This window comes from Secundilactobacillus paracollinoides DSM 15502 = JCM 11969, assembly GCF_001311135.1.
Taxonomy (GTDB): Bacteria; Bacillota; Bacilli; order Lactobacillales; family Lactobacillaceae; genus Secundilactobacillus; species Secundilactobacillus paracollinoides.
Map to the genome: position 1 here is coordinate 1 of NZ_BBAG01000027.1, position 21,813 is coordinate 21,813.

General features: G+C 49.2%; 15 protein-coding genes and 1 pseudogene. All 16 read right to left on the reverse strand.

The genetic code is table 11. The features are described 5' to 3' along the window. Positions 1-191: 191 nt before the first annotated feature. Entirely contained in the window at positions 192-818 is a 627-nt protein-coding gene (locus JCM11969_RS20725; protein ID WP_404814635.1) for a C40 family peptidase, read from the reverse strand. A gap of 78 nt (positions 819-896) precedes the next feature. Next, positions 897-1,223: a DUF5776 domain-containing protein gene (locus tag JCM11969_RS20730; RefSeq protein ID WP_404814636.1), complete on the reverse strand. Its 327-nt coding sequence runs from the start codon at positions 1,221-1,223 to the stop codon at positions 897-899. A gap of 17 nt (positions 1,224-1,240) precedes the next feature. Beyond that, the gene (locus tag JCM11969_RS19010; protein WP_225353221.1) at positions 1,241-1,471 is read right to left on the reverse strand and encodes a C39 family peptidase; all 231 of its coding nucleotides are present in this window, start codon (positions 1,469-1,471) and stop codon (positions 1,241-1,243) included. Continuing rightward, the gene (locus JCM11969_RS19015; RefSeq protein ID WP_225353222.1) at positions 1,443-1,850 is read right to left on the reverse strand and encodes an SH3-like domain-containing protein; all 408 of its coding nucleotides are present in this window, start codon (positions 1,848-1,850) and stop codon (positions 1,443-1,445) included. Before JCM11969_RS19015 ends, JCM11969_RS19010 begins: the two co-directional genes overlap by 29 nt. Next, positions 1,738-2,085, reverse strand: a complete 348-nt coding sequence (locus JCM11969_RS19020) for a hypothetical protein (protein WP_225353223.1) — start codon at positions 2,083-2,085, stop codon at positions 1,738-1,740. The genes JCM11969_RS19015 and JCM11969_RS19020 overlap by 113 nt, the downstream gene beginning before the upstream one ends. A gap of 276 nt (positions 2,086-2,361) precedes the next feature. Continuing rightward, on the reverse strand, positions 2,362-3,519 hold the full coding sequence (locus tag JCM11969_RS09605) for a matrixin family metalloprotease (protein WP_054710828.1): 1,158 nt from the start codon (positions 3,517-3,519) through the stop codon (positions 2,362-2,364). A gap of 630 nt (positions 3,520-4,149) precedes the next feature. Further along, a complete protein-coding gene (locus JCM11969_RS09610) occupies positions 4,150-5,043 on the reverse strand; it encodes a matrixin family metalloprotease (RefSeq protein WP_054710830.1) in 894 nt (297 codons plus the stop codon). A gap of 782 nt (positions 5,044-5,825) precedes the next feature. After that, on the reverse strand, positions 5,826-9,335 hold the full coding sequence (locus JCM11969_RS09615; protein ID WP_054710832.1) for an SNF2-related protein: 3,510 nt from the start codon (positions 9,333-9,335) through the stop codon (positions 5,826-5,828). Positions 9,336-10,580: 1,245 nt separating this feature from the next. After that, entirely contained in the window at positions 10,581-11,828 is a 1,248-nt protein-coding gene (locus JCM11969_RS09620; protein WP_225353224.1) for a serine hydrolase domain-containing protein, read from the reverse strand. Beyond that, positions 11,825-13,113: pseudogene (gene dltD / locus JCM11969_RS09625) on the reverse strand (D-alanyl-lipoteichoic acid biosynthesis protein DltD). Before dltD ends, JCM11969_RS09620 begins: the two are co-directional and overlap by 4 nt. Further along, the gene (gene dltC / locus JCM11969_RS09630) at positions 13,110-13,346 is read right to left on the reverse strand and encodes a D-alanine--poly(phosphoribitol) ligase subunit DltC (protein ID WP_054710833.1); all 237 of its coding nucleotides are present in this window, start codon (positions 13,344-13,346) and stop codon (positions 13,110-13,112) included. The pseudogene dltD and the gene dltC overlap by 4 nt, the downstream one beginning before the upstream one ends. 744 nt (positions 13,347-14,090) lie before the next feature. After that, positions 14,091-15,308 carry a D-alanyl-lipoteichoic acid biosynthesis protein DltB gene (gene dltB, locus JCM11969_RS09635; RefSeq protein WP_054710835.1) on the reverse strand — a complete coding sequence of 406 codons (1,218 nt, stop codon included), beginning with the start codon at positions 15,306-15,308 and terminating at the stop codon, positions 14,091-14,093. Next, on the reverse strand, positions 15,309-16,826 hold the full coding sequence (dltA, locus tag JCM11969_RS09640; protein ID WP_054710837.1) for a D-alanine--poly(phosphoribitol) ligase subunit DltA: 1,518 nt from the start codon (positions 16,824-16,826) through the stop codon (positions 15,309-15,311). It lies immediately after the preceding gene. Between the two features lie 39 nt (positions 16,827-16,865). Continuing rightward, complete coding sequence (locus JCM11969_RS09645) at positions 16,866-17,003, reverse strand: teichoic acid D-Ala incorporation-associated protein DltX (RefSeq protein ID WP_054710839.1); 138 nt, start codon at positions 17,001-17,003, stop codon at positions 16,866-16,868. Between the two features lie 12 nt (positions 17,004-17,015). Beyond that, positions 17,016-18,191, reverse strand: a complete 1,176-nt coding sequence (locus JCM11969_RS09650; protein ID WP_054710841.1) for a serine hydrolase domain-containing protein — start codon at positions 18,189-18,191, stop codon at positions 17,016-17,018. A gap of 819 nt (positions 18,192-19,010) precedes the next feature. Next, positions 19,011-21,737: a bifunctional lysylphosphatidylglycerol flippase/synthetase MprF gene (gene mprF / locus JCM11969_RS09655; protein WP_439709740.1), complete on the reverse strand. Its 2,727-nt coding sequence runs from the start codon at positions 21,735-21,737 to the stop codon at positions 19,011-19,013. Positions 21,738-21,813: the final 76 nt, after the last annotated feature.

The following is a 21,813-nucleotide window of genomic DNA, read 5'->3' on the forward strand; positions in this document are numbered from 1 at the left end:
ATCAATGCGGTACTTTGTCGCCGACTTCCTTCAGATTCCACCTCACGATGGACACCCTTGTCATTGACTTGCGGTTCCGACTACTACGGCCCGCAACGGACTTTCACCGTCTAGTTGGCGCCCATGCCGGGCGCACCGAAAAAAGCGCATACATACTATGTACGCGCTTCACAATTCTCATTTTATTGTTGCTACACAAACGGCCGCTTCACACCAGCGATAATCGATCTTTGTGAATCTTTAACGGGCCGAATCATCGTTTTCGGCGGCCAGCTTTCAATGACCTGATTATGTCCGAGGTATAGTGCCACGTGCCAGACCGTGTGCGTTCCTGGCTGATAATAGAAGATCAGATCGCCCCGTTGCCGATGGGCATAGGACACCGATTTTAGCTTTTTAGCAGCAAACAGATTCCGACTATTCCACTCATTGCCCGGATAGGCGTGATGAATCGCACTGACGGGTAGCGGATCGATTCCGCCTGCGTACAATGCCTGCATCACAAGACCCGAACAATCCGTGCCATACTTGGGACTAGACGATGAGCCAACGAGATAGGGGTTGCCCAGATAGCGATAAACCTGGTTAATCATGGCTGTAATATGGGCGGAACGACCATTCCACGCCTGAGCGGCCAGCGGTGCAACGTAATCGTCAATACTGGTCCACGATGATTTAGAAAAGCCCATTTTCACCCAAGTGGCCTCATTGACGTTTCCTGTCACCGGCAACCCATGCTTCCTTTGAAATGCCTTCACCGCAGTATACGTCGCCTGATTATATTTATCATAACCCGCATACGTGTGCATTTTTCGCATGATGGTCCACGTTTTTATGCCCTCGTAGTTGCGTTTGACCGTGTAACCGACAGTCCCATAAGGTTTGATTTGTTGATACTAAACCTGATAATACTTCTTAGGATTCTGATAACCGTTTGACTTAACAACATATGCAGTGTTTGCGGTGAGGTAGGTCTTCGATGTCGTTTCAAGCAAGGGCGCTTTCCCGCTCAGCGTTATCTCCGTGGCGATATGTGCAAAATCCCCCGCATGCAGCACTTTTGCGCGATGTGTTCGTGCCTCATCCGTATAGGTGTCGGTCGTCCTGACAATTTTCACGATTTTCGGCGCCGTTGTCAGATAGGTGCTGGCGTGCACTTCAATTGCCGCCATGAATCCCATACTAGCCGCAAGTATCGCAACAAGCACGCTTTTTTTCTTCACAATGAAGCCCCCTAAATTTAGTAGCTCAGTGCCCGATAAGCATCGCCCTTCCGATGACTCGTCATGTTGGCGTTCGTCATACTCGTCCGCTTCACCAGCCACGGGTCGTTGTAGTAGATCCGCGTGCTCGAATACCCGGTCACACAAACAGCGTGGTTACTGAACCCGTCCAGGTTCGCAACCCATAAAACGACCAGGTGGTTCTTGCGGACCTGGGCTTTAACTTTTGTCAGGCTGTCCCCGGTCATATTGATGGCTGATCCAGCGTGCTTCTTCACCAGTGCCATCAGCCGCCGGGGTGAATGTACCAACCGGATGTCGAGTATGGACTGCCAACGAAGCCTTATTCGGGTCGCTGCTGCGCGGCATTTCCTTGGCCAAACTCAACTTGGTGACGTTCGCGCCAGCAAACTGCAGCATCATTGTCGTGGCAGTGATTTCGCACCCTGTCGGTAATTCCGGGCGCTGACCAATCAGCGGTGCCATGGCTCGATAGTACGTCTTGTCAGTGCCGTTAACACCCATCCACCCCACTTGTTTGTGGTTGTACAGGAACCGGACCCACGTCCCCTGCGCCGTTGTTTCCGTTCGAGTGACGTGAATACTTACCGGCGTAATCCCGACCATGCGCGATTGCGGTGACGTTGGCGGCTGAGGTTTTGTAGCCGCCTGAGGTGTAGATGCCATAGTTGTGGGTGGTGTTGGCACCGACTTTAGTGTAGTAGTCTACCTTTTTTAAGTTGGCTACTTGGTAGTATGAGGTTGCTGCTTGTGCTTTTGGTGTTGCGCCAAACGTTGTGATGACGAGGGTTAATGCTGCTAGTGCTAATATGAGCCAGTTGCGTTTTTTCGGTTTTTGCATGGTGGTCACGCCCCTTAACCTTTTCTTAAGGTTTATTATAGGCTATGTTTTGGGTTTTTGGGTATTAAAAAAGCAGGATCCGTGGGGATTCTGCTTTTTTGGTTTATTGGTTTTTATTTTTAAGTGGTATTGGCGACGTGGGGTTATTTTACATTGCCGAAACGTGTTCCGCAAGGCAAGGGGCGGCCATGTAACGGACTCTGACAAAAAATCCAGAACCGGGATTTTCTGCCAGAGTCCGTTACATTCTGCCCCTTAACCGCCTTGCCCCACACTCTACCACAATCCCACCTTCCCCGCCAACTTAGCCCGATCCACATCTCTTTGTGACAAGGATGCTGATTCTAGTCGATTGTCGTTCGGGTCCTTTGGGCCGTTCCATGCATACTTGCCGTCCACTGCGCTGCTGAAGCCATCGTCGCTTGTTTCTGCATACATGATATCAGTCAGGTATGGCGTGTGATCCAAGCCCAGGGCGTGGCCCAGTTCGTGGGTCAGGACGCCACTCCAGTAGTCCGTTGCTGACGGTGCAGCCTTTTTCTGGGCTGCAATCAAGGCGTTATAGAGTTTTGTCCCTTCGTTGTAGTACTCCTGTTTCTTGGTTGCATTCGTTTCAGCCTTGTATTCCGACTTCACCGTTTCGTATTGGTCATACAAGCTCCGAATTTCTGGCGTATCCGCAACACTCTGCATGTAGCTTGGATCGTTCAGATAGTTCGTGCTGAGGTAAATGTGGGCGCCATCATACAGACCGTCCCATTCGCCAGAGGTCTTCGTTGCCATCACAATGTCGTGACTCTTCGCTGTCCCGGCAACAAACACTTGCTTGCCAAGGGCTTTGTTCCAAGTGTTCATGGCATTTTGCGCGTAGGTCTTCATCGCACTGGATTCAACGTAAACGCGTGCCTGTCCCTTGCTGCTAAAGTGGGTCAGGCTCGTCGACATCAGGTTGAAGTTCTTTTCCAGTGTTGACTTATAGGCGTTGTAGAAAGCACTATTTTGACTCAAAATTGTTGAAGATGGGTCAAGGTCAGTGCCGTTTTTAATTGCGGTACTTAACGCACTCGACGACATGATCTTAACCGAATTCAAATAAGTTCGGTTGATCCAGCCCGCCTTTTTCTTGTCGGCCGACTGCACATAATAGTAGTAACTATACTTACCGTTAACTTTGATCTTCTCGTGTTGTTTCGTGTAGAACACGGTGCCGCCGTAGTTGCTCAGCTTAAACACATGCTTAAACGAGCTCGAAAACGCGTAGGCGTTCTTTGCCTTACTTGTGTTGATCTGATACGTGTGCGACCCCATTGCCTTTCGCCAAACAACCTTGATCGACGATGCTTGTGCGTTGGTCGTTTCAGTGCTTGGTAAGACTGCTGTCGCCGTCAACCCAAGTGTCATCGCTGCCACCGCTAATAGCCCAAATTTACGCATGTGCATAAGCCCCCTAATGCCTTGTTGATTTTAGATTCTAAATTTTGTAGGTGTTATCGCTATTTTACCACAGTGGTGCAAGAGTGTGGAGCAAGCCGGGTAGAGGGCGGAGCCTAAGCCAACTCTGACGGAAATGCCTGAACCTGGCATTTTCGTCAGAGTTGGCTTAGGCAGTAGCCTCTGGCTTGCGGAACACGTTTCGGCAATGTAAATAAAAAGCGCCAAACCACTGTTTCGAGCATTATCGTATCATTTAAGGCGTGAAACATAAAGCGGAAAATGTTTAAGCTTTTTGACACTGGATTTGGTTTGTGTATACAGCATGTGTTGAATAAAGTGAAGTCAAGAATCCGGATGCTTAATGAAGTGGTTCTATATCCGCAAAGGCTCTGAATCCGACTGCTTTCAATCGTCTTCCCCGGCTATATCATTTAATCTTTCTAGTCAGCAGTGCCGAAACGCGTTTCAGAAAACAGAAAGCTACATGTAAGTCTACTCTGGCAAAAATGCCAAATTCGGGCATTTCTACCAGAGTAAACTTACACTCCGCTTCCTACCGTTTTCTTCCACGCTCTGTCCTCGAGTCTAAACGCGCTCCGCCCCTTAACCGCCTTGTTCCGCGCTCTGCTCCTACCAAAATCCCAACTTCATCCCCAACTTAGCACGACTCACATCTCTGCTTGAAACTGCCGGCTTCATCAAACGGGTTGATTTCGGGTCCTTGGCACTTGACCAGGCATACTTACCATTCACCGCAGAAGTTAAACCGTTGTTACTCTTTTCCGCGTACATAATGTCAGTTAAGTATGGCGTATGGTTCAAGCCTAACGAATGGCCCAATTCATGAACCATGATGGCGGACCAATAGTTAGTCTTAGTTGGTGCGGCTGACTTTTTGGCTGCTAACAATGCGTTATAGTTCTTCACAACTGTACTATAGTAAGCGACACGGGCCTTGTTGTTCGTCAACTTGCTGTACTTGGACAAGGAGTTCTTATACTGGGTAGTCAGGGAACGCGTCTTAGCTGAGTTCCCAAGGTTTTTCAGATAGTTGGCGTCATTTAAACGATTACTATTTATGGTCAACGTCTTACCGTTGTTCATCCCATCCCAGGCGGTGCCAGCGTTTTTCGTGGTCACCACAAGATCATGCTTGCTTGCTGTTCCAGCAACGAAGACTTTTCGACCCAGGACCTTGTTCCAGGTGGCCATGGCTTTGGTCGTATAGGTCTTCAGCGACGGACTCTTGACGTAAACGTACGTCTTATGATTATGGAACGTCGTGATCTTCTTACTCATGTTAAAGTTCTTGGTCAACGACGACTTGTATCGGGTATAAAAACTGGCTGGTTGTGACAATATCGTTGCGGACGGCTTCAAATCAGTCCCCTTCTTGATAGCCGAATTCAACGCAGCTTGCGTCGTAATTGTTTTTGCAGCAGTTGCCTGCTGCGGGTTGACTGCAGTTATGCCTACTCCTCCCAGTAGTAGACCAACCATGGTCACGGCTCCCCACTTATTCATTTTTACTCCCCCTAATTCGTGATAGGGCCTTCCCCTGCCCTCTAACTATATAGTATCATGAGTAGTAAGTTTCACAAACATAAATGCATTTTTATTTTGTTCTGTAAGATGGTGTTCACAAATGTGTAACATTGGTGTAAACAACGGTATACCAGCTTTCTCATTATTATTAAATTAGGAAATATGTTTACTGTTAAAGGTATCATAACTGTGAAAAATTAGTTAGTTTGTGAATAAAGTTCCACTTTATTTTATGCATAAAATCAGCCCTAATTCGTATGAAATTACATTTTTTATTTTGCTCAGTTTTTTAGGGAAGCGTGTAAAATAAAAAGCCTTTAAATTAGTATTTTTAAGGCTTTTTTTTGAGTTTGTTCAGTTTTTTGTTTTTTGAGTTGTTTTGTTGGGATTAGCGACGTGGTTCTCGTCCACATTGCCGAAACGTGTTCCGCAAGGCTGAGGGCTAACGTGTAACGGACTCTGGTCAAAAAGTCAGGCCCAGACTTCTCTATCGCATTGTTTGGCGATGTGGTTCTCGGCAACGGAGCCGAAACGTGTTCCGCAAGGCGAGACTAACGTGTAACGGACTCTGGTCAAAAAGTCAGGCCCGGACTTTTCTATCGCATTGTTTGGCGACGTGGTTCTTGTCCACATAGCCGAAACGTGTTCCGCAAGGCACGGGGCTAACGTGTAACGGACTCTGGTCAAAAAGTCAGGCCCGGACTTTTCGACCAGAGTCCGTTACACACCGCCCCTAACCCGCCTTGCTCCACACTCTTACTCTACTCAATTCCCAAAATCAACCGAATCTCATCATCCGTCAACGATCCCTTATTCTGTGTCCCACTCAGCACCTGATCCACAAAGTTGCGCTTCTTTTCCTGCAGCTTATAGATCTGCTCCTCAATGGTCCCCTTTGTGATCAATCGATAGACTTCGACCGTATTCTTCTGGCCGATTCGGTGGGCACGGGCGGTTGCCTGGTCCTCCACCGCCGGGTTCCACCAGAGGTCGACCAGGATGACCATGTCGGCCCCCGTCAGGTTTAATCCGGTTCCCCCTGCTTTCAGGGAGATCAGGAAGATGTTATTCTCGCCGCGGTTGAAGGCATCGACCATCGCCAACCGGTCCTTGGGCTTGGTATCGCCCTTCAAAACATAGGTTGGCAAGCCGCTGTCCTTCAATTCATCCTCAATGATGCTCAGCATCGTTGTGAACTGCGAGAAGATCAGGATGTGCCGGTCGGAATCGACCGCTTGGCGGATGAGTTCGTTCAGCTGTTCGAGCTTACCGGACTCGCCCTCGTAGTCGTCCATGTACAAGGCTGGCGTGTCACAGATCTGCCGTAAACGCGTCAGCCCCGCCAGGATTTCAATCTTATTCTTGACGAACGCCTGTGACGACAGTCCGCGCACCTTGACCTGCATCTGTTTGAGCTGAGCGAGGTAAACGGTCTTTTGAGCTTCCGTCATTTCGTTGGTCAAGTTGGATTCGACCTTTGGCGGCAAGTCCTTCAAAACGGCGGCCTTTTCCCGCCGCAGGATGAAAGGTTTCACCCGAACGGCGATCTCTTCAGCCGTCAACTTCTTAAACGCCCGTTTATTTGGCAGCAAGCCAGGCATCACCAGCGCGAAAATGGACCACAGCTCTTCAGCACGGTTTTCAATCGGTGTCCCGGACAACGCAAAGGTGTTCTTTGGCATGAGTTTACGCAGGCTCTGATTGGTCTTGGTGCCACTGTTCTTCACGAACTGGGCTTCATCCAACACGAGGTAATCTAGGTCTGACTCCTGGTACATCGAAATATCCAGACGTGCGCTGTTGTAGCTGGTGATCAGCACATCTGCGTCCTGATCCGCGATGATCTCACGGCGGTTTTCCTTGGAGCCGTCGACCACCACGGCGCGGATGTTGGGTGCGAACTTTTTGAATTCTTCCAGCCAGTTATAAATGAGGGAAGCTGGGGAAACAACCAGATCAATGTGATTGTGATTCAGATGATTATTTAATAACGTGATCATCTGAATCGTTTTCCCAAGGCCCATTTCGTCGGCAAGAATCCCGCCGAACCCGTGGGAGTCCAGCATTTCAAGCCACTTAACGCCAATCGTCTGATAAGGACGCAGTGTGGCGTTGACCGGCGCTTCGTGGGCAATGTTAAACGATTCTGGATGGGCCAGGTCATTCGTCAGGCGTTTGAACGTCTGGTTGAACTGGGCATCCTGGCCTAACGCAGCTTGCACGGCCATGGCCTGCGCCGCGTGGACTTGAACCTGCCCATGATGCATGTTGCCTTCGCGGCGGATCCGTTTCAGGGCACCGCTGACCCGCCGAAGTTTATCGTCCAGCAGGACCAGTGTGCCATCCGGCCGTTGAATATACGGCCGGTTGACGTCGAGCTGTTCCAACATGTCGTCAACCTGGTCATCGTCAATGCCAGCAAATGAGAAGTTCACGGACAACAGCCCGTCACCTTCTGAGACTTGAATGTCAGGCGTCAGCGTATCGCCAGAGCGCACGAGGTTCTGGAGGCTGTCAGAAACCGTCACTTTCCCGTTGCTGCGCAAGTTCGGCAGCTCGGCAACGAAGAACTGGTAAAGCCGTTCCGTATCCGTGCAGTCCTTCTCCCAGCCGCCGTTTTCATAAACAAAGCCTAGGTCTTCCAGGTAGCTGGCTGACTGGTTTTCCTGTTCAATGTTCCGCTGATTATCCGGCAGTGTCTTCACTGTATCAGTGTCGTACAGCTGCCCATCGTATTCGTATCCTAATTTGAGTTTCAACACCTGTGCGTCATTGCTCAGGTCAAAATGGACAACCATGTTCTGTCGTTTCAACGCATCCGGCAAGTCCACCACCGCGATGTCGTTGATAAAATTAATAAAGTCGATCAGGTCGTTCACTTCAGCTAAGCCAAAGTGAATGTGCCGGTTCGGTGCCGGTAAATGCGACACGCGGCGGGCATAACTGTCCGTCACCCGGTTAAACTGTGATACCTGTTGGGTCGTCATTTGATACAGCGTGTCTTGTTTGATCACCACTTGTTCGCTGGGGACGATCATGTTGAAATTCTCGGTCAGGGTCAGATCATAACCACTGCCAACTTTGGTCACTGTGGCCTCTAACAGCCCCTGTTTAGCGTCAAACGGTTCGAGGTTGAAATGATCATATTCGAGCCCCGACTCCTCGATTTCAAAGTCAAAGTACTGGAGTTGCGCAAAGTCAGCCTTGATCTGCGTGAGTACACCCGGATTCAGCAGGAGTTTCTTCTTATCTTCTAAGGGAATTCCGTTGTCAGTGCCAGATAAGGCCACCAGGTGGTCCATCAATTGAGCTTCCGGTTCAAGGAAGTGGTCGCGGGTCAGGTTAAACTGCTTGCGGCCGCCAGTTTGGTACATGGCTTCTTCCTGGTAAGCGGTCAAGAACGACTCAATGTCCTTGATAACGTAGAACCGGCTGCCGTCGCTGCCCACACGCAGTTGAATGAAGAAGCGCGCCTCAGAGTTGTCCCAGCCCCAGCCGAGACTGCCGACAAGCAGTGTGACTTCAAGCTTTAACCGGTCATCTGCGTCGGTCGTAGTCAACGGTTTGAAGTACGTCTTTTGGGGAATGTTCAACCCGAGTAAAAACGACTCAGCAGTGCTCATCTGCCGTGACGGTTCGGTCGGCTGATCATCGTATAGGCCACTGCCATAAAGGCTGGCGTAGTCGATGTCATCATCCGGCTCTGGCACGTCGTCAGCGTGATGATTCAACCCGTTAAAGTAGTCCTCGATAGCCTGTTGCTGGGCGTTGGCTGCCCGTTGTTTCGGCGTATCTGGCGTAACTTCGTCGTTGTCGTGTTGCTTGAAGTAGTCTGCCCACTGGTCGGGTGTGGCGCGCAACGCATTGTAGCGCGCCTTGTCACGATACAGGACATCAGCAGCGTTTGGATGTTTCGCCAGTTCGGATTCAAACTTGAACCCCACTGACAGACTGTTTTCTGGATTCTTAATTTGTAACTGATCCGCAATATCGAGATCCACAAACAGGCCATTGATATCGCGGTGCTGTTGACGGAGGAGGATCTCGAGGGCGGCCAAGTGCTTACAATACCCGTGTTCAGGAAAGTAGGGACACTCGCAAAAGTCGTTTTCCGAATCCTTTGCCAACGTGACACCATACGCATCCGTCCCAAAAATGGTCCCGTCAACCTCTTCGCGTTCGTTATCCACGAAATCAATCTGCGCTTTTCCGTTTTTGACAATGTCGCGTCCTCGCTGCCAAATCACATCAGGCATATTATTTCTGGCCATGGTCGTCCTCCTCAGTTATCAGTTACTATGTACTACCGCAATTTTGCGCCAATCTTCATTATAACAGCTAATCAGCGTGATTGTTACGATGAGACAATAAAAAATTGGCACCAGCAACAACTGATTCCAATTTCCTACAGTATACAACTATGGTTATTCCAAGAGCCCCTATATTACTTTCGGAATAAGTGTTAAACGGTCTTAATGAAGAAACACTCACACTGTCAAATGACAATCCCCATTGCGCATTCACGAGTGACAGTAGTTCTCTTTCAACTGCATTTCGGTTTGACCTTAAGCCGTGGTGGTTCACATCGTAGCGTTACCGCTCCGTACATCTGATACTAGTCCATTTTACATACTGCCGACTTCGCGTATCCCCATACGGTCCGTCCAAATCCTCCAAAGATTTGATTAACGCCGGGTGTCATCTAGAACCCAGCCGTTAACAATCACCGTAACAGGAATTACAGCAACTGCCCCATGTGCACAAGCAAGCGGATGATGGATATCCGCTTCTTTGTACAGATTCTAGTATAGCACAGCAGATGAATAAAATAAACAAAAAGTTCGAATTTGTTACTTATGCCAATTTTAAATGAACATGTTCGAACGTTTTCTCACATACTACGGCCGCAAGGGATTTCGTGGAATCAAAAAATGTGAAGTCATACTAATTTAATCACAATTAAGCGAAAAATTATGCACCTTTTATTCATTATCATGCGGATTATTCGTGTTTTATATCGTTTTACCTGTATTTTATGAGAAAATAGATGCTTACATTACGTAAGTGACGTTATCCAACAATTGTCCGTTATCCTAACCTTGAACAGCTGTTATAAATTCGAACAACTTCACAATGTTCCTTTTATTTATTATTGGTATATCACATATTCAAATGATTGCTGAAATAAAATCGTTTTAAAATGAGCGGCACGTGTCCTACTTCGGCTTTAGTCGCTTTATCTCCCATGGAGAAACGCGATGGTTCGTGATTTAAATTGAATGGCGGGGTACCGCCTCACATGGCGCCGAAGACATGCGAAAAACCCCAGCTGCCGATTCATCTTGAATCGCAACTGAGGTCCGTTGAGGTAGCCTTACATCTACCAGTTCCCCCTTAGTTTAGTAGTACGTTGCCACCTGATACAACTGATCAGCAAAGGCCTTTTGCGCCACGCCATCTTTGACTGGTGTCTGGTTGCTAAAGACAACGGCTGAATGGTAATTTCCTGTCGTGGCTTAGTAACCAGTATGGTAGCCAAACCCATCAAACGACCCGTTGTTAAACTTCACCCCGCTTCGAGTGACGTAGAAGCCGCCCGAGTAGGTGCTGCCATAACTCAGTAGCTGATGGTACTGGGTCTGACTGAGCACTTTACCGTTCTGTAGGCCTAGAATAAAGGCCATGTAGTCGGTCGGTGTCGTCAAAATATTACCGGCGCCCGGAATCGCAGAGATTGTTGGGTAGTTGATCATTTGCGGTTTCGTATACTGGGTCTTGCCGCTTAGCGTGTATGAAGTGGCGACGGTACCCGTTAAGGTCGGCACCGTTTGGTTAACGATAAACGTGTGGGTCATCCCGGTCGGCTTTAAGATCCGTGACGTCACATTACTGCTGTACGACTGGCCAGTCACCTTAGAGATGATGCCAGCCAACAACACCAAGTTGTCGTCCGAGTAGTTAAAACTGGTCGAGTTGCTGACCTTCAACGTTTTGATGGCCAACGCAATCGCCTGTGACTCGGTCGGATCCGTCTTTGGATGCTGTTCAACATCGCTGATACCCGAAGTCATCGACAGCATCTGTTTGATCGTGATGTGGTTACTGTTTTTGACCTGCGGATAGTACTTGGACAACGGCGTGTTCGCCGACAATTTTCCAGCACTGATCAGCTGCTGGATGATGGCCCCCGTCATCGCTTTTTGCAGCGATGCCAGCGGGTACAGCACGTTACCAGTACTGCTGTTCGCAAGTCCCTTGGCCTTGTTGGCATACCCCGTGTTCACAACGGTCGGCGTCTTCTCCCCCGCGGAAATTAACGCTGCCGACCCAACGAAGCCGTACTGCGTCATAGTGCCCTTAGCGACCTGTGAGAAACTGACCGCCTTGATGCCATGGACGTTCATCCAGCCAAGCGTTTTGCTGTAATACCGCAATTTGACGTAAGTCCCAGTCTTAGTCGTTTTCGTTTGCATGACCCGCACATAGTCGTTCTTGTACAAACTGCCATTCGCGTCACGCGTCTGGGTAGACTTGCTAGTGTAGTAGGGACCGGCAGTATAGAGTGCGTAGCCGCCCTTCCCCACTTGGTTCACCACCTGCGCGTCATAGTGGCGATTACTCGTGGAAGTGACCTTGTTATAGACGTTGCTGGCTTTCATATCGTAGACGTGATACACGCCAAACGCGCCGGCCAGTAACACACCACCTAAAAAAAGCAGCGGTGCCTTCCACCTGTGAGACTGTCTTTCATTAATTGTTGTCACCTTCTCGCTGCAATTTTTGGATCAGCATCCTGTTGCCAGTGTTTGCTGTAAAATTGCGGGTTAATATGGTAGTGCGGTTGCGATACCGATTTTGTCAAGAAGGGATCGATTGCCCGGTCCATTTTCAACCACCCGCGCCAGCCAGGATGAATCGTATCCGTCATGAGATACGGCACGTGACTGTCATTCGTGAGGTCGTCAATGTGGGTGAACCCCTGTGACCGCAATTGATACGTAATTTTTCGGTCAAACTGCTGCAGCATCGGCTCCGACAAGCCGGTGTAGTTTTGCCAGCGGCTGTTGATCGGCGGAATAATGAAGAGCACCTTGGTGTGGTCCTTCGCAAACTGGTTGAGGACTAACTGAAAATCGCTGTACTCTGGCGATTTCAAATAACTCAAATGCTTCTGGAACCCACGCAGGCCCTTGACATGCCGCTTCAACTTTTGATTCCAGAATTGGTTACTGATATGAAACGGATTGTTATTCGTCTGCGACTGACCGATCTTCCTGCTAACTGATCAAGCTTTTGATAGTTATAGACACTTGGCAACTGCCGCGCATCCTTGGCAATCAGACGTTCATTATGAGTGCCATCATACGTATCCGCTTGAAATTGCGAGAAGACCTCATCTTCATTTAACAACAGCCGATTGCGATACTTAATGTAGACCATCTGCATCGCAGTCGGTCGTTTACCAGCCGCAATTCTCGTCAACGCGGCAGCGATGATCTTGTCAGACCGCCCAGAAGGCATGTCCAGCAACCGAGTTGCCGCATAACGGTCCATCCGCGAACCCGTTTCACGCTGCAGCCAACTGGTGGTCTGCAAGGGTGAGTAGTAGAACGAAAACGCGTTTGGATCTTCCCCCGGCTTCACAAACCACTGGGGTGACACGAAAAAGACAACTTTTTTGCCCTTAACCTGCTGATTGATCGACTGCAGGTTAAAGAACTGGGTCAACGACTGTGTTCCTCGCGCTCCCATGAGGAACGGCCGGTAAGACCGATGATATTTTTGCGCCAAGACAGACGGGTGAAATGGATCAAAGCGTGACCATTCCGACGACCCCATAAAAGCAACGTAACCGTGGGCAAGCGCACTGCTCTTGATCAAACGTCCCTTCAGTACCATGGGTGAAATGGCGGTGGCCGCGCTACGATCCACACGCGAACTGACGTGGTCATCCTTAAGCCAAAATGGAGATAGAAAGATGGCAAATAACAAAATGACCGCCGTGATCACTGGCCCAAAAATGAGAAACAAGCGTTTTTTAACGCTCATTGAGCCGCTTCAGCCTTCGCAATAATTTTAGCTGGAGTGTCCCATTCGGAGCGGTTAAATTCAGACACCGGTGCATCCACGCCTAATTGATCCTGCAGCGCCAACAGCAACTGCACGGTTCCCATTGAATCGATCAACGCCTCATCAAAAAGATTCGTCTCCAACTGGTTCGAAAAATCCTCCCCTGTCAAATCATTTAAAATTTGCAATACTGTTTCCTTTACGTTATCCATACTCTTCAACTCCCAATTTTTTAGTTATGTTTAAGGCAATGATGGTACTGTAATGCTTAATCGCTTTACTATTACCGCTGCGTTGCGCCGCTCGGCCCTGCAGGCTGTAGTCAGAGTGTGGAGCAAGCCGGTTAACTCCCGGAGTGTAAGGCGACTAACCGGAAATTCCGGTTTTGAATTTCTGGCATAGTCGTCTTACACAGTAGGGAGTTGGCTTGCGGAACACGTTTCCACCATGTAAACAAGAAATTCAAGGATCTCCTCCGTCTCCCGTGTTTGTAGGCGAGGAAAAGACCCTCGCCAACAAACACCGACACTACTGCCTGCAATGCCGACCGGCTCCACTCCGCTACTGTTGATGTTGCAGACGACTAGGACAGATGAAACATCATGATGCTACCTTGTAAATCGACAATTAAATGTTACTTTCAATTTGAGCCACGAACGTTTAAAGCATTGCTATCAATGTGTTTTAAGCAGTCGAGGGCGGATTCTCTTCGAATAATCTTTAACTGTCGTTTGATATTTAACTACTGTTAGCTTCATGCTCACAATGAGTGGAACGCAGCAATTTGGCACGGAGCTGTGGTGTCGATGGCACTTAATGGGCGAGGTTTTCGGCCATTTAGTGCCATGCGAGACGATGGAGATCCATTCGAGAGCTGCGCAGCAGAAATCGAATTAGCTTCATCGCGAGCCACCACACGGAGTGCCAAATTGCGGAGTGCAACGGACTTACACAGACTAGAACTTCCGCGGCACAAAGAACAGCGTGTTCAAAAACCCAGAAAAGATCAAAAAGCTAAAGCAAACCACGTTGAACGTCAAGAAGGTCGCAAAGAGCTTCGTGAAGCGGTTGGACGGAATCTTGTCCTGGTGCTTTTTCTTGTACCGCAGCCAGGTGTCATTGATGACGATGGCGACACCCTGGAATAAACCATAGGCAATGTAGTACCAGGTCTCGCCATGCCAGAAGCCCATGATCAGCATGTTGATGATGTAACAGACATTCGCGGTGGTGATGGTGCTCTTGAAGACTTTGTGCTTCATTAAGAAGAACACTAGCCGCATGTAAATGTAATCGCGGAACCAAAAGGACAGCGACATGTGCCAGCGGTTCCAGAAATCCTTGATGTTTTGGGACTTAAATGGCTGGTTAAAGTTCATTGGCGACTTGATGCCCATAAGGTAACTGACACCCACCGCAAACAAACTGTAACCGGCAAAGTCAAAGAACAGATCCATGCTGTAGGTGTACATCACACCCAGTAGCGACCAGGATATCCCGTGTGCCATGAGGGCCATAAATTCGACCTTCGGCAGCAACACCGTCCCAAAGAAGTATGCCAAAATGAATTTGTACAGAAATCCCATGAAAATGTAGCGCACCCCAGTTTGAATCATATCGAGGTACGTGTCACGCTCCGGCACACTGTTATAATCAGTTTCAAACCGGCGATACCGGTCGATTGGCCCCGACGAGATGGTTGGGAAAAATAACAGAAATTGACTAAACAAGACTGGGTGGAATTCTTTGATCATCCCGTCTCGCGTTTCCATGATGGTCTGCACCACTTTGAAGGTGATGTAGGAGATGCCAAGAAACCCGATGATGGATTGTTTTCCCGCCTCAACTGCCGGCGTAATTTTAACGATCACTAACGGAATGATGGCAAGAATCACCGCTAAAACAAAGACCCAGCCCTTGTTTGACGAACCGTCACGTTGTCGGTAGTGGGAATAACTGCCGACTAAAATCAGTTGATAGACGAAATAGATGATGAGCGCAATCCCCGTTCGCCAGCTTGGTCCCCCAAAGGTCAGCAGTAAGAAAAAGAGGGAGATCAGCGTTTGATACCACTTCATGCGTTTGCCGTGCAGCAGGCCGATCATTAACGGCAACAGCGCCACGGCCAACCAGATGAAGTAGGTCGGATTACCGTACGGAATGTACCACTTCATTTAGGCATTGACCTCGGCCATGACCGTTTTGACGTCGATCTTACCGTTACTGCTGAGCGGTAGCCGTTCCTTATAAACGAAACGTTGCGGGATCATGTACGCCATCATCGTGGCTGCAAGTCCCTTTTTAATGGCGGTGGTCAGCGCCAGTCGATTTTCAACCGGCGCTTCATTCGGTACGACATATGCTATTAGCATGGCGACCTTGTGTTGCGCATTATACTTAGGGACGACCACCGCCTGTTTGACGTGGTCCTCCTGGCTGACAAGCAGCGATACGTCTTCAAGTTCGATGCGAAACCCGTTTAATTTAATCTGAAAATCACTGCGGCCAAGATAATGAAGAACACCTTCGTCATCTAGACTAGCCACATCACCAGTTCGGTAAGCTTGGCGCCCTTCAAAGGTAAAGAACGCCTTCATCGTCCGCTCCGGGTTATTCAAATACCCCTTTGCGACGCTATTCCCGTAAATGATGAGTTCGCCGCTTTTGCCGGTTGGCACGGCATCACCCGCCTCATCAACGATTCGCGCTTCCATACCGGGCTTGACGCGGCCAATTGGTAAGCGGTCGTTAGTCGCTAAAATATCATCCGTGATTTCAATCTGCGTCATCGCAACCGTTGCTTCCGTTGGGCCGTAAGTGTTAAAGAGTCGTGCCTGCGGGAAACGCTGCTTAAGGGTCGCCGCTGTTTTGTGCGTGAGTTCTTCCCCGCAGAACAGAAAACGCGTCAGGGAAAAATGGCTGGCATTAAACGTGGGATCCATCAAGCAAATATCAATAAATGACGGTGTTGAAACCCACGTATTCATGGGCAACGTCGGTAACAGTTTAAATAATACTGGAAAGTTGTCAGTCATCTCTTTATCCAAAACGTGCAGTGTCCCGCCTGAATAGAGCGTCGGATACAGACTCATCACGGATAGATCAAATGAGAAGGCCGGTTGCTGCAACATCTGCAGATCAGTTGGCAACGCAAAGTCCGGCCCCAGCATCCACCTGACAAAGCTTGTCAGATTGTTGGCACTGATCGTCACGCCCTTGGGGACGCCGGTCGTGCCGGAAGTGAAGATGATATAAAACGTGGCGTCATCCTGCACGCTGTGGGTCACCTCATAGGTCACGGGAGTCGCTGTTATCTGTGTCAGATCCGCTAACGTAATCGTCTTGATGCCCAGCGTCACCGGCAGTGGCGAAACAGCAACCACCACTCCTGGCTGAGCAATCTTTGCGATCATCGTCAACCGGTACTCCGGCGAGTTCACATCAACCGGAATGTACGGGTGCCCCGACTTCACAGCGGCCAAGAAGCTCACGATCATTTCAACTTGTTTACCACCAAACACCATAATTGGCTGACCAGCTGATAAGTCTAGCTGATCAACGTAGGAAGCCAGCGCATCCGAGCGTTGTTTCACTTCCGCATAGGTGTACTGTTCATCCGCTAAGTGATAGGCAATTCTTTCTGGATCCGTCTTAGCGTACGAATCAATTGTTGCGATTAAATCCTTCATCATAACCTGTCCTCCACCGACAGCCCCAACCCCTGGCTGCCTTTAAAAATCGTTGTAAATAAACTTCGCCTGATTCATGCCACTATACCCGTATAGGTAAAGCAGCACGATCATAATGGCGAGGTAGAACACGGTCGTGGCAATGAATCTCACAACCGGTTGCTGAAACCAATGTCGCACCTCGTCGCCCCCTTATAGCTTGCCTTTCGTGAGGTCATCAAACAGTTTTGTGGCCGCCGGTTGAATCGACGCAGCCGGACGCCGGTCATTCGTCAATAGGATGACACCGGATTTGCCGTTGCGCGTCAGCAGCGCCGATGATTCGAACCCATAACCCACACCATGCAGGCGGATCCCGTTAGCCTGGTTATAAACACCACCACCGTACGTTGACGCACTGCCAGCCTGGTGGAGCTCACGCACCGCGCGAACGGGAATCACGTCACCGCGAAGAATCTTGTGTTCGACCTTAAACAAGTCCCAAGCAGTCATGTAGACCTGACCAGTACCCAATTCATTTGCCATTGAAGCACCGGTTTCTTGGTAGACCTTGTTGTAGTCTGGCGCGATCTGTTTCGTCGAGTGATACCGGTACCCCGTCGTTTTAAACGGACTGCGGTTCCAATTCTGGACAAAACCGGTGTGTTTTAACTGCAGCGGCTTGGTCAACGTGCGGTTAAACAAGGTCGCATAGGACGCATGCGTCAAGCGCATCATGATGCCCGACAGCAAGACAAAGTTCACGGGTTGATAGGCCCACTTGCCGCGGTTTTTTGGTGTCGATCTCAACTGTTTCACATCGTAGCGCACGACCTGTTTTTCCGACAATTTCTTGGGTGAGCCAACACCGTTGAGCGTCAATCCCGACGTCATATCTAATAGATTACGCATTCGGATCTGCTTAGCCCCCTTAATTGTCGGATAAAACCGTGATAACCGCGTGTTCAAAGACACCTTGTGCGCATCGACTAAGGTCATAAATAGCGTTGCAGTGAGTGATTTTTGAATCGACAAGATCTGGTACTGTGAATTCACCGTATTCTTTTCTAGCCGGCTCTGGTCCGCATAGCCAAACGCCTTGCGATAAACGATATGGTCGTTCTTAACAACCAATGCCGACCCAACAAAATGGTGCTTCGCCAACACCTTAGTCACATAGCGTGTGGTTGGCGAAGCGGTCTGCTGCTTAGCGGCAGCTGCCTGTCTTTTGGCTGTTTCCTGCGATCTTTCCGCATTCGAATACAGCGTTCTGTGACGCGTTAATATCTGATCATCATGTACGCGCGTGCCCCAATAACCGAGCCCGCCGCCGACTTCCAACGCCACGATCACTAGGCAGACGTTGATGAGTCCCTGACGATGTTTCATTCGATCAACCCCATTCCGATCAATAAAATAATATGCATTCTGTAACAGTCTGGCTGTTCTGTTACATTGCTGTCATATTTGATAGGCTCATTATGCCTGTAAAATAAATAATGGCAAGTGAATCCCGCATTGTCAGGATTTACTTAACCCAAGATTTAAACTCTTGTCAGTTTGTTAGGAATCGTTACCAAGTCTTTATCGAAATTAAGGAACGCTTAATACATAGAATATAGTGAATATTATTAGTTATTATTGATATTCATTCAGCACATTTTTAGACATGCTGATTACGTTATGAACGAAAAGCGTCATCCCGAATTTGGGATGGCGCTTTTTCATTTTTGTTTAGTTGGTTAGTGCTGTTAAGTGAGCTATCAGTCCGCTTCGTTCCACCGTTCGGCCCTGCAGGCTGAAGTGGGGTCGCTTCGGAGCTATTGAATGTCTTGGCAGAAATTCAAGGATCTCCTACGTCTCCCGTGTTACTAGGCGAGGAAAGAACCCTCGCCTAGTAACACCGACACCACAGCCTGCAATGCCGAACGGTCCACTTCGCTACTATCACTGTAATTGTTAATATTGATGGTTAACTTTCACACTTGTTTCAAACCTGTCAGTTAATCATTGATATCAACAGCAAGTGATTTAAAGCATTACTGTCGAGAGACTTACTTGCGGTCGAGGGCGGATTCTCTTCGAACTAGGGTTAATACTATTGAGATGTTTATCCAACGGTAAGAAGTAATCTCATTATCAGTGGAATGGAGCGATTTGGCACGGAACCGTGGTGTCGATGTCACTTGATGGCCGTTTTTTGGCCATTTAGTGACATGCGAGACGATGGAGATCCATTCGAATGGCGCACAGCGACAGTCGAATTAGCTTCATCGCGAGCCACTCTCGGTGGAGTGCCAAATTGCGCAATGCAACGGCCTCTACCACAAACCGTCTTCCTCTGCTACCTTCTAAATATCCGAGGTAAAAACATCGGCACCCGCCGTTCAGTTTCTCGAATGCGGCGGTTAACGACTTGGAAGATCTGGAGCATGGTGAAGATGATTGAACTGCGTTTCCGATAGGCAATATACTTGGTTCCCAGTGGTCGACGTACTTTTCCTTATATGACCGTAACCCCTGAAAACTGTACAACCGTTGCCCATACTCGTAAATCAGGTGCGCCACTCGTTCCTCAAAGAAACTGAACCGCGAATCACCAACGTTGGAAAGTGACGTCATCCCAAGGTTAAAGTAGTGATATCCCGCCTCACGTGACTCCTCAAACAACTTAACGAAGAGACCATCCATAATACCTGACGGCGCTTCCTTGCTGGAGCGCATCAAATCGATGGAGGTCGTTTCCTGTCCGCCCGTTGGCATGAGGTTCGCAAACGCAACCAGCTTGCCGTCCTTATCTGCCATGACCGCAATGGGCGCCTGCTGAAGGTAGAAGGCATCAAAGAACCCAAGTGAGAACCCCTTCTCCACCTGGTCGCCCAACCATTCATCAGAAATGGCCTTCAAGTCAGCCATTGTCTCATCAGAAAACGGTGGCTGCAGGATTTTAAATTCGTAGCCTTCACGGTCGAACTTATTGACGAGTGCCCGTTCACCGCGGCGGCGCTTGCCCACCAGCGTAAAGTCCGGCAGGTCCACAAACCCTTCTTCACCGGCCATGATAAAGTCAAAGCCCATGTTGTGCAGCTGCATCGTCAGAGTTTCGTTGACTTGGTAGAAGACCAGCGAGTAGTCGTACTGGTCCGCAAGCGTCATAAACGCGTTCAACGCAGCACCGACCTTCTCCTGGTTGCCAAACGGCTCGCCCATCACAATGAGTTTGTTGGCCTTTTTTCGAAAGAGAAAGGCAACCTGGTCTTCGTCATCTTCTTGGTAGTAGTAAACATCCTTGTCCTTTAAAAACGCAAGGTGGCTGATCTCATTGCCACCATAGTGGTCGATCAGCGCATGCATCCGCTCGGCGTTCAACGGTTCACCGATAAAGGGGAGTTGTTTCCCCGATAGATAGCGGGTCACCGCCAGCAGGATGAAACCTGATAGCAGGATGCCGATCAGACCGGAGATCCAAACGCTTTGGGAGGGAAACAAGACTTGCTTGGATAGTTTCAAGTGCGGATGCAGGACGTTCATGGTAAAGAGCCCCGCAACCGCGTAAACGATAAACGTGCCCGCGAAGATTGCCCCATCGGCAACGCTGCCGCCCCACGAATACGCAAGGTGCTCGCGATAAAATTGGCCGCGGGATAACCACAAACAGACCAGAACGATGCCTAAGAAGAGCGCCACTTCACCGGGAAAATTCTCCTGGTATAACGTGTTAATGATCGATAAGACCAGCACGATCACGGTTGGCCAAAAAGCGCGTTTGACCCGTTCGCCCACACCGCGAGCCAGGCCGATCAGCAAGAAGCCGATCACGATGCTGGTCAACTGGTTTAAATACATCAGCATAAACGGCACAAGGTGCAGGTACAGCCGGTTTCCCAGCATCAAGTTGGGCACCACGGCAAACAACAGCAGCATGATGCCAGCAAAGTACATAAAAACCGTCAAAAACATCTGGGCACCGCGAGTGATCGCCTGTTTCAGCAGCCCATCAAAATAGTCGTTTAGCTGGTGCCCCATGTCGTGAACGAAGAAAATCGCCCCAACGATAAATGGCAGCACGTAGTAGAACAGCCGATAAAACAGTAACCAAACCACGGCCACACTGGAATTGATACCCATCATGCCCAGGCCAAAGATCATGAACACATCAAACGACCCAAGGCCGCCAGGGACCATGGACACAACGCCGAAAACGGATGCCACGATGAACATCGGATAGACGGCAAGGAGGTGTTGCTGGTCCATGAGGTAACCGATCAGGAGAAAGAACCCGCCACAGGCACCCCATTCAAGCGTTGACCCCACCATCAGACGGAGTTCACGTTTCAGGGTGAGGTCGTCAAAGAAGCTGGCACCGCTCACCCGGGTCACGATGAAAATCACCGGGAAGTACAGCGCCCCGCCTAGCAACCAGTACCAGTACTGACTGTAATCCGTCCCGATATGAAAGCCGAAGATCAGCGCTAGTGAGATCCAGCAGCCAAACGACAGGCCGGATAATAAGAAGAGCGCAATTTTTGAAATGGCCGCCATCACCTGAGCCTTTGTAGCGTTCTTGGTGTAAAACATCGCCCGTAAACTCGCCCCAAGAAAGCCGCCAAAGCCTGCCAGATTCGTAAACGTATTGACGACCCACCCGCTGCGGACCACGTAACGCTTTTCATAGGTGCCCGGTAGCAGATCGGTGATCGTAAAATCATACGTCAGCATCGGCGTGACCGCAATGAAGCCCACCACCAGCATGATGATCAAACTGACGGGACTCTGGCTCGCAAAACTCGACTTGATCTGCGCGGCACTGACTTCGTGCGTGATCCGACCAATTTCACGAATCACAAACACTAAAATCGCCAGCACAAATAACAGCCTGAGTACCGTTGCGTTTTTCTCATACCACTTACTTATTTTTTGCCAAACACTTTTCAAGGTCCCCACCTCAATCATTTAATCTTGGTACTAATTATCCCAATCTTAAGCGTTTTAAACAACTCAAGCGACCAAT

Bases quoted from the DNA above. Each gene is read 5' to 3' on its own strand.
- JCM11969_RS09610 (WP_054710830.1), bottom strand. From the start codon at position 5,043: ATGAATAAGTGGGGAGCCGTGACCATGGTTGGTCTACTACTGGGAGGA.
- JCM11969_RS20725 (WP_404814635.1), bottom strand. From the start codon at position 818: ATGCGAAAAATGCACACGTATGCGGGTTATGATAAATATAATCAGGCG.
- JCM11969_RS19010 (WP_225353221.1), bottom strand. From the start codon at position 1,471: ATGACCGGGGACAGCCTGACAAAAGTTAAAGCCCAGGTCCGCAAGAAC.
- JCM11969_RS19015 (WP_225353222.1), bottom strand. From the start codon at position 1,850: ATGGTCGGGATTACGCCGGTAAGTATTCACGTCACTCGAACGGAAACA.
- JCM11969_RS09615 (WP_054710832.1), bottom strand. From the start codon at position 9,335: ATGGCCAGAAATAATATGCCTGATGTGATTTGGCAGCGAGGACGCGAC.
- dltC (WP_054710833.1), bottom strand. From the start codon at position 13,346: ATGGATAACGTAAAGGAAACAGTATTGCAAATTTTAAATGATTTGACA.
- dltA (WP_054710837.1), bottom strand. From the start codon at position 16,826: ATGATGAAGGATTTAATCGCAACAATTGATTCGTACGCTAAGACGGAT.
- JCM11969_RS09650 (WP_054710841.1), bottom strand. From the start codon at position 18,191: ATGAAACATCGTCAGGGACTCATCAACGTCTGCCTAGTGATCGTGGCG.
- dltB (WP_054710835.1), bottom strand. From the start codon at position 15,308: ATGAAGTGGTACATTCCGTACGGTAATCCGACCTACTTCATCTGGTTG.
- JCM11969_RS09605 (WP_054710828.1), bottom strand. From the start codon at position 3,519: ATGCGTAAATTTGGGCTATTAGCGGTGGCAGCGATGACACTTGGGTTG.
- JCM11969_RS19020 (WP_225353223.1), bottom strand. From the start codon at position 2,085: ATGCAAAAACCGAAAAAACGCAACTGGCTCATATTAGCACTAGCAGCA.